We start from the raw sequence: 12,448 nt of genomic DNA, 5'->3' as shown, positions 1-12,448 counted from the left end.
CCCGGCGCAGTTTTAGCTTTCACCACATACTTAGAAACAAACTCATATAGATATAAGGGGACTTAGAGTGAACAAGTCGGAACTGATTGATGCTATCGCCGCATCTGCTGATATCCCGAAAGCTGTTGCCGGCCGCGCGCTGGACGCAGTGATCGACTCCGTCACTGGCGCTCTGAAGGCTGGCGACTCCGTGGTACTGGTTGGTTTTGGTACTTTCTCTGTGACCGATCGCCCAGCTCGCGTTGGCCGTAACCCACAGACTGGCAAGACCCTGGAAATCGCTGCTGCCAAGAAGCCTGGCTTCAAGGCCGGCAAAGCTTTGAAAGAAGCGGTAAACTAAGCTCTTTCACGCCTTTGCCCGACCGGGGCGGGAAAAACTTCCGACCTGGAAGCGGAGCAGCCATGAGCTGGCCTCAAGCCGACGCACAGCGCCGGTGATTGCTCCGCCAGTTACGAGAAGGCGCATCCTCGGATGCGCCTTTCTTCTATCCGGATTCTACCCACTCTCCGCGGTTGCTTAATCAGTACAACCGTTTCTGGGGGACGCATGCTGCAGAATATCAGGGACAATTCACAAGGCTGGATTGCCAAGACCATCATCGGTGTCATCGTTGCCTTGATGGCATTGACCGGCTTCGATGCCATTTTCAAAGCCACCAACCATAGCGCCGACGCGGCCAAGGTCAACGGCGACGCCATCACCCAGAGCGAGCTGGCCCAAGCGGTCGAAATGCAGCGCCGCCAGCTGATGCAACAGCTGGGCAAGGATTTCGACGCTTCGATGCTCGACGAGAAAATGCTGCGTGAAGCGGCCCTCAAGGGCCTCATCGACCGCAAGCTGCTGATCCAGGGCGCCACCGATGCCAACTTCAGCTTCTCGGAAGCCGAGCTTGACCAACTGATCCTGCAAACCCCTGAATTCCAGGTGGATGGCAAGTTCAGTGCCGACCGTTTCGACGCCGTCATCCGCCAGATGGGCTACTCGCGCCTGCAATTCCGCCAGATGATGGCCCAGGAAATGCTGGTCGGCCAACTGCGCGCCGGTGTCGCTGGCAGCAGCTTCGTCACCGATGCCCAGGTGCAGGCGTTTGCGCGCCTGGAGAAGCAGACCCGTGATTTCGCCACCCTGACCTTCAAGGCCGACCCGGCTGCGGTGAGCGTCAGCGCCGACGAAGTCAAGGCGCACTACGACGAGCATGCCAAGGAGTTCATGAGCCCGGACCAGGTGGTCATCGACTACGTGGAACTGAAGAAGTCGTCGTTCTTCGACAAGGTCACCGTCAAGGACGAAGACCTGCAGGCAGCCTACAAGGCGCAGACCGCGGCCCTGTCCGAGCAGCGCCGCGCCGCGCACATCCTGATCGAAGTGAATGCCAAGACCACCGACGCCCAGGCCAAGGCCAAGATCGAAGAGATCCAGGCGCGCCTGGCCAAAGGTGAAGACTTTGCCAAACTGGCCAAGGAATTCTCCCAGGACCCTGGTTCGGCCAGCAATGGCGGTGACCTGGGCTACGCGGGCAAGGGCGTTTATGACCCGGCCTTCGAAGCGTCGCTGTATTCGCTGAACAAGGACCAGGTGTCGGCGCCGGTTCGCTCGCAGTTCGGCTGGCACCTGATCAAGCTGTTGGGCGTTCAGGCACCGAACGTGCCGACCTTCGCCAGCCTGAAGGACAAGCTGACCCGCGAGGCGAAAACCGCACAGGTCGAGCAGATGTACGTGGACGCCGCCAAGAAACTGGAAGACTCCTCGTTCGAAGCGTCGGACCTGGTGCAACCGGCTTCCGACCTGGGCCTGAAAGTGCAGACCTCTGCGCCGTTCGGCCGTGAAGGTGGCAGCGAAGGCGTGACCGCCAACCGCGCCGTCATCCAGGCCGCGTTCAGCCCGGAAGTGATGGACGAAGGGGCGAACAGCTCGGCCATCGAACTGGACCCGGAAACCACCGTGGTGGTGCACGTCAAGGAACACCGCAAGCCAGCACAGCTGCCGCTTGAGGCCGTCGCCGACGCTATTCGCAAGCACCTGGCGCAGGTCAAGGCCAGCGCCGCGGTGAAAGCCAAGGCCGATGCCCTGGTGAGCGGGCTGCGTGGCGGTACCGTGCCATTGGCGGCCACCCAGGAAGGCCAGGCGTGGAAGGTCCAGGAAGCCGCTACCCGCAACCAGGAAGGGGTTGATCCCGCCGTGTTGCAGGACGTGTTCCGCATGACCAAGCCCCAGGGCAAGGACAAGCCGGTCTACGACAGCGTCAGCCTGTCCGATGGCAGCTACGTGGTGGTGCGCCTGAACGGTGTGAACGAAGCGGCTGCCGCTTCCGATGCCGAGAAAGCGCAATACCGTCGCTTCCTGGCTTCCCGTGCCGGTCAGCAGGACTTTGCCGCTTACCGCAAGGCGCTGGAAACCAAGGCGGACATCACTCGCTACTAAGCCGGTGACAGCCCCATGAAAGGCCGCGAAAGCGGCCTTTTTCATATTCCTGTGTTGTCTTTCCCCAACGGTGCGTTCAGGAAGGGTGGCGCAGCAGATAACTGTCCATGATCCAGCCATGGCGCACGCGCGCTTGCTCACGCACCCGCACTATCTCGTCCGCCACGTCATCCAGCGGCCCGGCAACCAGCAACTCATCCGCCGACCCCACGTACGCCCCCCACCAGATGTGCAGGCCTTGGCCCCGCAGGCGGTTGAACGCCTGGTGGGCGTCGAGCATCACCACCTGGCTGTCCCCGGCCTCGATGCGTGCTGGCAACTGGCGCCCCGGGCTGATCTGCACCGACCCGCCAATCTCGTTCAGCGGTACCTTGTGGCTGGCCGTCAGCGCCTGCACCGAGGTGATGCCCGGGATGACCTCGTAGTCGAACACCTGGCGGCCGTCCGCCAGGATCGCCTGCAGGATGCGCAGCGTGCTGTCGTAGAGGGCCGGGTCGCCCCACACCAGCACGCCGGCGCATTCACCGTCGGCCATGTGCTGGGCAATCATGTCCTCGAACACCTGCTGCTTGTCGGCATTGAGTTGCCGAACCGCACCGGTGTAACTGTTGCCATCAGGGCCGCGCTCAGGGTTGGACGCCTCCACGAAGCGCCACGGGCGCTCGGTGGCCAGGCGCGCGCACAGCTCACGGCGCACGTCGCCCAGGCCTTGTTTGGCGGGCCCTTTGTCGAACAGGAAGAACACGTCGGCGCGGTTCAGCGCCTTGACCGCTTGCAGCGTCAGGTGGTCGGGGTGACCGGCGCCGATGCCGATGACCAGAATGGTTTTCATGAAACGTGCCTCAAGGCAGATATTGAATATGCGGGCGGCCGTGGTGCGCGCCAATGCTCACTTGCGCACGTACACCGTACACGCGCGCGATCATTGGCGCCGTCAGCACATGCGCAGGCGTGCCGCTGGCCACTACCCGCCCTCGGTGCAGCAAGACCAGGCGATCACAGTACATCGCCGCCAGGTTCAAGTCGTGCAGGGCCATCACGCAGGTGACCGGCAGCGCTTGGATCAATTGCAGCAATTGCAGTTGGTGCTGAATGTCCAGGTGGTTGGTGGGCTCATCCAGCAGCAGTTCGCTCGGGCACTGGGCCAAGGCGCGGGCAATCTGCGTGCGCTGTCGCTCGCCCCCCGACAGGCTGTGCCAGCACCTGTCTCGCAGCGGCGCCAGCCCGGTCTGCGCCAGCGCCTGGTCGACGATGCGCTGGTCTTCGCGGGTCCAGGGCGTCAGCGCGCCGCGGTGCGGGGTGCGGCCCAGGCGAACGATGTCCTGTACCCGCACATCGACCTCGGTGGCCGCCTGCTGCTCTACCATGGCCACCCGCCGGGCGACGGCCTTGCGTGGCCACTCGGGTAGCGGGCGGTCGTCCAGGCTGACGCTGCCGCGGCTGGGGGGGCGCAGGCCTGCCAGCAGGCGCAGTAGGGTCGACTTGCCCGAGCCGTTGGGGCCGATCAGCCCCAGGGTGCCGCGTTCGGGCAGGGTCAGGGTGATGTCGTCGATGATCATCTGGCCCGCCGCGTTCCACCCTACCTGGTCGGCCGTCAGGCTCATGCCGGCCTCCGGTTGCGGTAGAGCAGGGCGGCGAACACCGGCGCGCCGACCAGCGCGGTGACCACGCCAATCGGCAGCACTTGCCCCGGTACGATGAGCCGCGAAGCGATGTCGGCCAGGACCATGAAGTTGGCGCCGATCAGCACGCAGGCCAGCAACAGCCGCACATGGCGCGGCCCTACCAGCAACCGGGCCATGTGCGGCACCACCAGGCCGACGAAGCCTACGGCACCGACAATGCTCACCAGGCAGGCCGTGATCAGCGCGGTGATACCAAACAGCACCAGGCGCACAGGCGCTACCGCCACCCCGAGGCTGGCCGCGGCATCGTCCCCGAACACGAAAGCGTCCAGGGTGCGCGCGCAGTACAGGCATACCGCGAGCCCTGCGGCGACGACCGTGGCCGCCAGCCCGACGTCGGCCCAGCGCACGCCGCTGAGGCTACCCAGCAGCCAGAACATCACGCTGCGGGCCTGTTCGGCGTTCGCGGAGGTCGACACTACCCAGGCTGTCAGTGCATTGAACAACTGCGCCCCCGCTACCCCGGCCAGGATGACCTGGGCAGGGCCACCCTGAATGCCGGTCGCCAGCAGCAACACCAGGGTAAAGGCCAGCGCGGCGCCGATGAACGCGCCCAGGGAAATACCCACCACGCCGCCCCCCAGCCCCAGCAGCATGACCAGCACGGCACCGGTGGACGCGCCGGCGCTGATGCCCAGCACATAGGGCTCGGCCAGCACATTGCGCAGCAGCGCCTGCAGCACCGCGCCACACAGCGACAGCCCCGCGCCACAGCAGGCGGCGACCAGGGCGCGGCTGAGGCGGTAATCCCAGATGATGCCCTGCTGGATGCGCGGCACCTCGTAGTGAGCCAGCCCCGCGCCGTTGAGCAGGGCCTTGAACGTCACCGCCAGGGGAATGTTCAGCTCCCCCAATGACACGGCAAGGCTTACCGACAGGGTCAGGCTGGCCAACGCCAGCGCGGCCAGCAGCCAGCGCGTGATAGGCGCGTGGTCGGCGGTCAGGCGGTGGATCACGGGGTCGCGCCTGTCTTGGCCAGGCCCTGGGCAACGTGTTCGATGGCATCGACCACGGCCATGGATGGGTTCAGGCTGTTGGCGTCGACCACGATCAGGCGGCCATTGCGCACGGCCTTGAGTTCGCGGGTCACGGGGTCATTGCGCAGGAAGGCGAGTTTCTTCTCGACGTCGTCGGCGGGGTACAGGCGCCGCTGCATGCGCGCCAGCACGATGACGTCGGGGTCCTTGGCGGCGATGCTTTCCCAGCTCACGCCCGGCCATTCCTCATCACTGTCGACGACATTGCTCAGCCCCAGCACCTTGGAGATGTAGCCGGGGGCACCGTTCTTGCCGGCCACCCAGGCGTCGCCTTCCAGGCGCGTGCTGGAGAACCAGTAGAGCACCGACAGCGGCGGGTGCGGCGTCTCGGTGGCCAGCTTCACGGCGGCGGCCACGCGTTCATGCAACTTGGCACTGAGGGCCTGGCCAGCGGCGGGTACATCGAAAATCGCGGCCAGCTCACGGATTTCCTTGTCCACCAGGTCCAGGGAGTACAGCTGGCCGCGGCTGCCGTCGGCATTGGAGGTGGCAGTCACGCCCTTGCCGTCGCAGTCGCTGGGCGACACATAGGAGGGGATGCCCAGCTTGAGCAACTGCTCGGGCGTCGCCACTTCGCCCTTGGGCCCGACGTGATAGGTGTACTGGGCCACGACAATGTCCGGCATGGCCTTGGCCACCGACTCGAAGCTGGGCGCATTGTCGGCCAGGCGCGGCACCTGCGCGCCTGCTGCCGCGAGCGGTGGTGGCAACGGGCCGAACCACACGCCGGTGCCGACCATGCGCGGCCCCAGCCCCATGGACAACAGCAGCTCGGTGCTGGCTTGCCCCAGGCTGACGGCCCGCTGCGGCGCGGCGTCGATGCGCACGCTGTGGCCACAGTTCTGCAAGGTCAGTGGGTAGTGGGTGTGGGGGGTATCGGCCAGGGCATGGTTGGCCGCGGCCAGCGACAGGCAGGCAAGGGCAAGGTGGCGTAACAGCATGAAAACAGCTCCCGGGATGGCGCGTCCGTTGGGCGAAAGAAAGGCTGGCGACAAGGTCTGGCTTTCGGGGTTGCCCGAACACAGTGGCGCGACCGCGCCGGATTCGAACCGGCTTCCTGTTGCAAGCGCGAAAAAACCGGGGAAGGGTAGGCTGCATTGCGGCGCAGGGCAAGCACCGCCGGGGTCAGGCAAACACCAGCGCCTTCAACCCACCTTCGGCCGCGGCATCCGGAAACTCCGGCGGATTCGCCAGGCGCCGCTGGAAAGTCAGCCCCGGCGCTTCCTCGGCCATGCTCTGGATCAGGAAGTCGGAACCCACGGCCGGGTCGTTGACGCAGGCCAGCACCACGCCGCCTTCGGTCAACAGTTCCGGCAATTTGCGCAGCACCTTGCGGTAGTCCTGGGTGAGCACGAAGCTGCCTTTCTGGAATGATGGCGGGTCAATGATGATCAGCTCATAGGGGCCGCCGCGCTTGACCTTGCCCCAGGACTTGAACAGTTCGTGGCCCAGAAAGCTGACACGGTCCAGGTCGTGGCCATTGTGGCGATGGTTGTCGCGGCCGCGGCTGAGGGCGGCGCGCGCCATGTCCAGGTTCACCACGTGCTCGGCGCCGCCGGCGATGGCTGCCAGGCTGAAGCCGCAGGTATAGGCGAACAGGTTGAGCACGCGCTTGCCCGCAGCCTGCTCGCGTACCCACTGGCGACCGTAGCGCATGTCCAGGAACAGGCCGATGTTCTGCTTGCGGCCCAGGTCCAACTGGTAGCGCAGGCCGTCTTCGTCGATCAGCCAGCTGTCCACGGGCTCGCCCAGCAACCATTCGGCATGGCTGTCGGGCAAGTAACGGTGTTGCAGGATCAGGCTGTGAGCCTGGGCAGTGGCCTGCGCCAGTTGCAGCAGCATGGGCTTGAGGGCGGCCAATTCGTCGGCGCCGGGCTCGCGAAACAGGGACACCAGCACCACGCCTTGCAGCCAGTCCACGGTGATCTGCTCCAGCCCTGGCCAGCAACGGCCACGCCCATGGAACAGGCGGCGGGTTTCGGTGGGAGGGGTTTGCAGGGCACGGGACAGGTGCTGGTGCAGCAGGGTGATGGCGTCGGTGTTCATCGAAGGCTTTTGGCAGGCGGAAACCGCCCATGGTAAACCCCGGGCACGGCCGTGGGAACCGACGGCCGTGCGCTCGCTGGGTTTACTGATGCTTGGCTTGCAGTTCCTTGGCCATTTTCAGGTGTTCCTGAAGGGTGGGCAGGGTGTCTTTGGCGAAGGCCTTGAGCTCGGCCTTGTCGGAGGAATCGAGCTCTTTCTGGAACAGTTCGATGGTGTCCTCGTGGGCTTTCACCTGATTCTCGGCGTAGGCCTTGTCGAACGATTCATCGCGCATTTCCAGCATTTTCTTTTTCGCCTGGTCTACCAGCGTGGCGTCATCCGGCACCACCAGGTCGAGCTTGTGCGCTACCGCCGCGAGTTTCTGGTTGGCCGCACCGTGGTCCTTGATCATCTGCTGGGCGAACGCTTTCACGTCCGCCGAGGTGCTTTTCTGCAGGGCCAGCTTGCCGGCCTCCACTTCGGTGATGCCACCGGCGGTGGCGTCAGAGACGAAATCACTGGTGGTGGCAGCCATTGCCGCGCCTGCGAAGGCGCCACCCAGGGTCAGTGCCAGTGCCAGCGTGCCTGCTTTGAATGCGTCCATCGGGTTCTCTCCGTCAATTGTTGTTATCGCGATGTGAACATCGCTCTTGTGGTAGAGCGCACCAGGGATGGGAAGGTTTTGCTGGCATCAGGGCATGCCCGACGAGCGGGTGTTCGACCTTGGTATGGCATCAATAGCCCTTATTCATGCGTTAAGCTGATCGGCTGATAAAAGTCGGTATGAGTGACCGGGATGAGCATCAACTTCGACCTGAACGACTTGCAGGCTTTCCGCGCCGTGGTAGAGAAAGGCAGTTTTCGCAAGGCTGCCGAAGCCATCAGCATTTCCCAGCCAGCCTTGAGCCGGCGGATCGAGAAGCTGGAAGGCGCGCTGAACGTGCGCCTGTTCGACCGCACCACCCGCCGGGTCAGCCTGACCATGGTCGGCCGTGCCTTCGCCCCCAGTGCCGAGCGACTGCTCAACGACTTGGACATCGCGTTGCTGGGGATCAGCGAAGTGGCCTCCACGCGCCTGGGTAACGTGACGGTGGCCTGCGTGCCGTCGGCGGCCTATTACTTCATGCCCACGGTGGTCGCCCGCTACCACAAGCTGTACCCGCGTATCCGCGTGAAGGTGCTGGATGCCAGCGCCAACACGGTGCAGGAAGCGGTGCTCAGCGGCGAGGCGGACTTGGGCCTGAGCTTCACTGGCAACCTGCCACCGGAGCTTGAGTTCGAACTGTTGATACAGGAGCACTACGTGGCCGCGTGCCGTCGCGACCATCCGCTGGCAGCGCGCAAACAGTTGACCTGGGCCGAGTACTTCGACCAGGACTACATCTCGGTGGACAAGACCTCGGGCAACCGTTTCGTCCTGGACCAGGCGCTGCTGCATGTGCGCCCGGCACGGCCGAGCATCTGCGAGACACGCCATGTGACGACCATGCTGGGGCTGGTGGAGGCGGGCCTGGGGATCGCCGCGGTGCCGTCCATGGCGCTGCCCCTGGGCGAGCACCAGTGGATGACCAGCATCCCGTTGGTGGAACCGGCGGTGCAGCGCAGCGTCGGGCTGATTCGCCGCCGGGGCAGGGCCCTGACTCCGGCGGCGCTGGAACTGGAAGAGCTGATTCGCGAACTGCGCAAACCGCTCGCCGATCAGTGAGGCACTGAGTCCAGCCCGGTACCGGTGACCACGGATTGCGCCTGCGGGGACGCCAGATAGTCCAGCAACGCCTTGGCTTCCTGCGGGTGGGGGGCGCCCACGGGGATGCCGGCGGCGAAACGGGTGACCGACTGTACCGGCTCGGGGATCTTGCCCACGTAGCTCACGCCGGCGATAGGCAACAGTTCGCTGACCTGTTGCAGGCCCACCTGCGGCTCGCCCTTGGCGACTTCACCGGCCACGGGAATGCGCTCGATCATCTTCGCCTTGGGCTTGAGCTGGGCTTCGATCCCCAGGCGCTTGAACAACTGGTCCTGCACATACACGCCGCTGGCGCTGTCGGAATACCCTACCGAGCGGGCGTTGAGCAGCGCCTGTTTCAAGGCGTCGACACTGCTGATATCCGGCTTCGGCTCGCCGGCCTTCACCACCAGGCCGATGCGCGAGTCCGCCAGTTCCACCCGGGAGTCTGGCACTACTTTGCCTTGCTTGATCAAGTCGTCCAGGGCGTAGCCGACCATGATCACTACGTCCGCCTGCTCGCCCCGCGCCAGGCGGTTGGGGATGGCCTCGGGCGCCTTGCCCATGGACGGCCCCAGAATGGTCTGCAAGGTGTCGCCATGCTGAGCAGCGAACTGCGGCCCCAACACCTTATAGGCGGCAGTGAAACCGCCCGAGGTCATCACCTTCAGTTCGGCCGCCTGGGCCAGGCTGCAGGCGGCCAGCGTCATGGCCGCCAGGGTCGTGAACAATCGTTTCATGGCATGCCCCCTCATACCGCGGCACGCAGCTGGGCGCTGCCGCGCCGGTACAGGTACAAGGTGGCGCACAACGCGCACAGGGCCGCGAAGCTCATCCAATAGCCTGGGGCGGCCTTGTCGCCACTGCTATGGATCAGCGCGGTGGAGATGGCTGGGGTGAAACCGCCGAATACCGCGGTCGCCAGGCTGTAGGCGAGGGAGAAACCGGCCACGCGCACTTCCACGGGCATGATTTCGGTCAGCGCCGGGATCATCGCGCCGTTGTACATGCCGTACAGGAACGACAGCCACAACAGGGTTTCGAGCATGTGCGCGAAACTCGGCGCCTGGGCCAGGAACGACAGCGCCGGGTACGAGGTGGCGATCGCCAACACTGTCATGGCCACCAGCATGGGCTTGCGCCCGATGCGGTCCGACAAGGCGCCGCCGATAGGCAACCAGATGAAGTTGGACACCCCGACCAGCAGGGTCACCATCAGCGCGTCGGCAGTGCTCAGGTTCAGCACGCTCTTGCCGAAGGTGGGCGCGTACACGGTGATCAGGTAGAACGCGGTGGTGGTCATGGCCACCATCAGCATGCCGGCCACCACGATGGTCCAGTTCGCGATCAGGGTGTTGTACACCTCACGCATGGTCGGGCGGTGGCGGCGGGTACTGAACTCCTGGGTTTCTTCAAGCTTGCGGCGCAGCAGGAAAATGAACGGCACGATCATGCAGCCCACCGCGAACGGAATGCGCCAGCCCCAGGCAGCGATGTCGTCACCGCTCATCCATTGGTTCAGGGCATAGCCCAGCGCTGCGGCGACGACGATGGCCACCTGCTGGCTGGCCGACTGCCAACTGGTGTAGAAGCCTTTCTTGCCGGGACTGGCCATTTCCGCCAGGTACACCGAGACCCCGCCCAGCTCGGCACCCGCCGAAAAGCCCTGCAACAGTCGGCCCAGCAGTACCAGGGCGGGGGCGAGCAGGCCAATGGTGTCGTAACCGGGCACCAGGACGATGAGGATGGTCCCGCTGGCCATGATCGACAGCGTCACGATCAGGCCTTTGCGCCGGCCCACGTCGTCGATGTAGGCGCCCAGAATCACCGCGCCCAGCGGGCGCATCAGGAAGCCGGCGCCGAACACGGCGAAGGTCATCATCAGGGAGGCGAATTCGCTGCTGGCAGGAAAAAAGGCGGCGGCGATATGCGTGGCATAGAACCCGAACAGAAAGAAATCGAACTGTTCCAGGAAGTTGCCGGAGGTAACACGGAATACCGCGCCGGCTTTGGCGCGAGCGGACGCGGTCGCGCCCTGGGGTGAGGACTGCATGTGCATCTCCCATCATTTTTATGACACGTGCAACGGGGCACATGGGTTTTTTGTAGGGGGACGATGGTCGCGGAAATATTTTGAAATGATAACTGCATATTTCTGATGGATTGATGCGCAACTGTTATCAGTCAGCGCATCAGGCGGCCGCGGCGCAGACGGATCGGCCCGCTGCCGATGCGGTCGGGCGGCAACGTGAGCTCGCCTTGAGTGATGCGCAAAACGTCAGCCTGGGCCAGGCACGACGCGACCCGCCGGATATCCGGCATCAGGCTGCGCCACAGCGCCTCGTCGGCGGCCAGCACCCGAGCCACGTCGCTGGGGCAGATCGACTCCTCGGGGGCGCGTTGAGCGAGCAGGGCGAAAATGGCACGGGTGATCAGGCTGTCGTCGATGGTCATGGCAGTACTGGGCAGTCACAAAATGCCTTTGTAGCAGAGCCGGCGCCCGGCGTCAGGTTTTCGTGCAGGGCGTGGCTGCGCAGTGCAATGGTTCAGCGTTGCGCTTCGACGGGGCTGGCCTGGGGCACCCGGGCTGGCTTGGCGAAGGCCACGAAGTAGGCCAGGCCCACGAACACCGCACCGCCTACCGCATTGCCCAGGAACACCGCGACGAGGTTGTCGGCGAAAACGCCCCAGTCCAGTGCGCCGGCGAAGATCGCCGCCGGAATCACGAACATGTTCGCCACCACGTGCTGGAAGCCGATGGCCACGAAGCCCATGACCGGAAACCACATGCCCAGGATCTTGCCGGTCACTTCCTTGCTCGCATAGGACAGCCATACCGCCAGGCAGACCATCCAGTTGCAGCCGATACCCGACACGAAGGCGTGCAGGAAGTCGGCACTGGCCTTGGCGTTGGCGATGGCCAGCGTCTTGGCCAGGAACGGGCCTTCGGTCAGCCCCAGCAGGTGGCCGAAGCAGTAGGCCACGAACAGCGCGCCGGCCAGGTTCGCCAGGGTCACCAGCAACCAGTTGCGCAGCAGTGCCGCCAGGGATATCGTTCCGCTGAACAGGGCCATGGGCAGGGTCATCATGTTGCCAGTCAGCAACTCGCCGCCGCCCAAGACCACCAGGATCAGGCCCAGGGGAAACACCGCCGCCCCCAGCAGGTTGCCCAGCGACGACCATGGGCCGGGGATCATGGTGCTGACGTGAATGTCGAGCAGAAAGCCCAGGGCGATGAAGGCGCCGGCCAGAAACCCCAGTACCATGACCGCAGGCAAGGGCGCCTGGGCTTTGCGGGTACCGGTTTCGATGGCCATTTCAGCGATCTGTTGCGGGGTATTCAAAGACATGGAAGCAGACTCGTGAACCAGGTGGAAAGGATGCGCGTATCCCGCTTTTCGCCATCCTGGCCCTGCGACGTTTTGCGACATTGATTGCCGCAAAAGCTAATGGCTCATGGCCTGCACGTCTAATCGCTTGTTTCGATAGCGCGATTGACCAGGTCGATGGCCACAGGGCCTGACCCGTGAGCGATGCTGCAATAAACTTTCCG

13 protein-coding genes are annotated in these 12,448 nt (G+C 64.5%); 3 read left to right on the top strand and 10 right to left on the bottom strand.

Features of this window, described 5'->3' with window-relative positions; genetic code table 11:
* Positions 1 to 67 precede the first annotated feature (67 nt).
* Both HWQ56_RS20215 and HWQ56_RS20210 read left to right on the top strand, forming a co-directional pair.
* On the top strand, positions 68 to 340 hold the full coding sequence (locus HWQ56_RS20215) for an HU family DNA-binding protein (protein WP_008373806.1): 273 nt from the start codon (positions 68 to 70) through the stop codon (positions 338 to 340).
* A gap of 207 nt (positions 341 to 547) precedes the next feature.
* The gene (locus HWQ56_RS20210; protein ID WP_176571619.1) at positions 548 to 2,422 is read left to right on the top strand and encodes a SurA N-terminal domain-containing protein; all 1,875 of its coding nucleotides are present in this window, start codon (positions 548 to 550) and stop codon (positions 2,420 to 2,422) included.
* A gap of 76 nt (positions 2,423 to 2,498) precedes the next feature.
* On the opposite strand, the gene cobF is transcribed toward HWQ56_RS20210, so the two are convergent.
* From cobF to HWQ56_RS20180, 6 genes are all read right to left on the bottom strand, one after another.
* Positions 2,499 to 3,254 carry a precorrin-6A synthase (deacetylating) gene (gene cobF / locus HWQ56_RS20205; RefSeq protein WP_158153964.1) on the bottom strand — a complete coding sequence of 252 codons (756 nt, stop codon included), beginning with the start codon at positions 3,252 to 3,254 and terminating at the stop codon, positions 2,499 to 2,501.
* A 10-nt stretch (positions 3,255 to 3,264) separates the two neighbouring features.
* Positions 3,265 to 4,026 (bottom strand): ABC transporter ATP-binding protein, encoded by a 762-nt coding sequence (locus tag HWQ56_RS20200; protein ID WP_176571618.1) that lies wholly within the window; start codon positions 4,024 to 4,026, stop codon positions 3,265 to 3,267.
* The gene (locus HWQ56_RS20195; protein WP_176571617.1) at positions 4,023 to 5,063 is read right to left on the bottom strand and encodes a FecCD family ABC transporter permease; all 1,041 of its coding nucleotides are present in this window, start codon (positions 5,061 to 5,063) and stop codon (positions 4,023 to 4,025) included. Before HWQ56_RS20195 ends, HWQ56_RS20200 begins: the two co-directional genes overlap by 4 nt.
* Entirely contained in the window at positions 5,060 to 6,085 is a 1,026-nt protein-coding gene (locus tag HWQ56_RS20190) for an ABC transporter substrate-binding protein (RefSeq protein WP_176571616.1), read from the bottom strand. Before HWQ56_RS20190 ends, HWQ56_RS20195 begins: the two co-directional genes overlap by 4 nt.
* Positions 6,086 to 6,269: 184 nt before the next feature.
* The gene (locus tag HWQ56_RS20185) at positions 6,270 to 7,190 is read right to left on the bottom strand and encodes a class I SAM-dependent methyltransferase (RefSeq protein ID WP_176571615.1); all 921 of its coding nucleotides are present in this window, start codon (positions 7,188 to 7,190) and stop codon (positions 6,270 to 6,272) included.
* An 82-nt stretch (positions 7,191 to 7,272) separates the two neighbouring features.
* Positions 7,273 to 7,773 (bottom strand): DUF4142 domain-containing protein, encoded by a 501-nt coding sequence (locus tag HWQ56_RS20180; protein WP_158153959.1) that lies wholly within the window; start codon positions 7,771 to 7,773, stop codon positions 7,273 to 7,275.
* A 192-nt stretch (positions 7,774 to 7,965) separates the two neighbouring features.
* Between HWQ56_RS20180 and HWQ56_RS20175 the strand changes: the two genes are divergently transcribed.
* Positions 7,966 to 8,874 (top strand): LysR family transcriptional regulator, encoded by a 909-nt coding sequence (locus HWQ56_RS20175; protein WP_158153958.1) that lies wholly within the window; start codon positions 7,966 to 7,968, stop codon positions 8,872 to 8,874.
* On the opposite strand, the gene HWQ56_RS20170 is transcribed toward HWQ56_RS20175, so the two are convergent.
* From HWQ56_RS20170 to HWQ56_RS20155, 4 genes are all read right to left on the bottom strand, one after another.
* Entirely contained in the window at positions 8,868 to 9,635 is a 768-nt protein-coding gene (locus tag HWQ56_RS20170) for a substrate-binding domain-containing protein (protein ID WP_158153957.1), read from the bottom strand. The two genes, HWQ56_RS20175 and HWQ56_RS20170, sit on opposite strands and share 7 nt — an antisense overlap.
* Before the next feature lie 11 nt (positions 9,636 to 9,646).
* Positions 9,647 to 10,948, bottom strand: a complete 1,302-nt coding sequence (tcuC, locus tag HWQ56_RS20165) for an MFS transporter (RefSeq protein ID WP_158153956.1) — start codon at positions 10,946 to 10,948, stop codon at positions 9,647 to 9,649.
* A gap of 131 nt (positions 10,949 to 11,079) precedes the next feature.
* Entirely contained in the window at positions 11,080 to 11,349 is a 270-nt protein-coding gene (locus HWQ56_RS20160) for a DUF3253 domain-containing protein (RefSeq protein ID WP_176571614.1), read from the bottom strand.
* A 92-nt stretch (positions 11,350 to 11,441) separates the two neighbouring features.
* Complete coding sequence (locus HWQ56_RS20155) at positions 11,442 to 12,245, bottom strand: formate/nitrite transporter family protein (protein ID WP_158153954.1); 804 nt, start codon at positions 12,243 to 12,245, stop codon at positions 11,442 to 11,444.
* Between the last annotated feature and the right edge of the window lie 203 nt (positions 12,246 to 12,448).

The organism is Pseudomonas eucalypticola, from assembly GCF_013374995.1.
GTDB lineage: Bacteria > Pseudomonadota > Gammaproteobacteria > Pseudomonadales > Pseudomonadaceae > Aquipseudomonas > Aquipseudomonas eucalypticola.
The sequence above is the reverse complement of the archived record's forward strand: the minus strand, read 5'-3'. Positions and strand labels throughout refer to the sequence as shown.

What these genes read in the sequence shown, in the direction of transcription:
- HWQ56_RS20210 (WP_176571619.1), top strand. Translation starts at nt 548, where the DNA reads ATGCTGCAGAATATCAGGGACAATTCACAAGGCTGGATTGCCAAGACC.
- cobF (WP_158153964.1), bottom strand. Translation starts at nt 3,254, where the DNA reads ATGAAAACCATTCTGGTCATCGGCATCGGCGCCGGTCACCCCGACCAC.
- HWQ56_RS20200 (WP_176571618.1), bottom strand. Translation starts at nt 4,026, where the DNA reads ATGAGCCTGACGGCCGACCAGGTAGGGTGGAACGCGGCGGGCCAGATG.
- HWQ56_RS20190 (WP_176571616.1), bottom strand. Translation starts at nt 6,085, where the DNA reads ATGCTGTTACGCCACCTTGCCCTTGCCTGCCTGTCGCTGGCCGCGGCC.
- HWQ56_RS20185 (WP_176571615.1), bottom strand. Translation starts at nt 7,190, where the DNA reads ATGAACACCGACGCCATCACCCTGCTGCACCAGCACCTGTCCCGTGCC.
- HWQ56_RS20180 (WP_158153959.1), bottom strand. Translation starts at nt 7,773, where the DNA reads ATGGACGCATTCAAAGCAGGCACGCTGGCACTGGCACTGACCCTGGGT.
- HWQ56_RS20175 (WP_158153958.1), top strand. Translation starts at nt 7,966, where the DNA reads ATGAGCATCAACTTCGACCTGAACGACTTGCAGGCTTTCCGCGCCGTG.
- HWQ56_RS20170 (WP_158153957.1), bottom strand. Translation starts at nt 9,635, where the DNA reads ATGAAACGATTGTTCACGACCCTGGCGGCCATGACGCTGGCCGCCTGC.
- tcuC (WP_158153956.1), bottom strand. Translation starts at nt 10,948, where the DNA reads ATGCAGTCCTCACCCCAGGGCGCGACCGCGTCCGCTCGCGCCAAAGCC.
- HWQ56_RS20160 (WP_176571614.1), bottom strand. Translation starts at nt 11,349, where the DNA reads ATGACCATCGACGACAGCCTGATCACCCGTGCCATTTTCGCCCTGCTC.
- HWQ56_RS20155 (WP_158153954.1), bottom strand. Translation starts at nt 12,245, where the DNA reads ATGTCTTTGAATACCCCGCAACAGATCGCTGAAATGGCCATCGAAACC.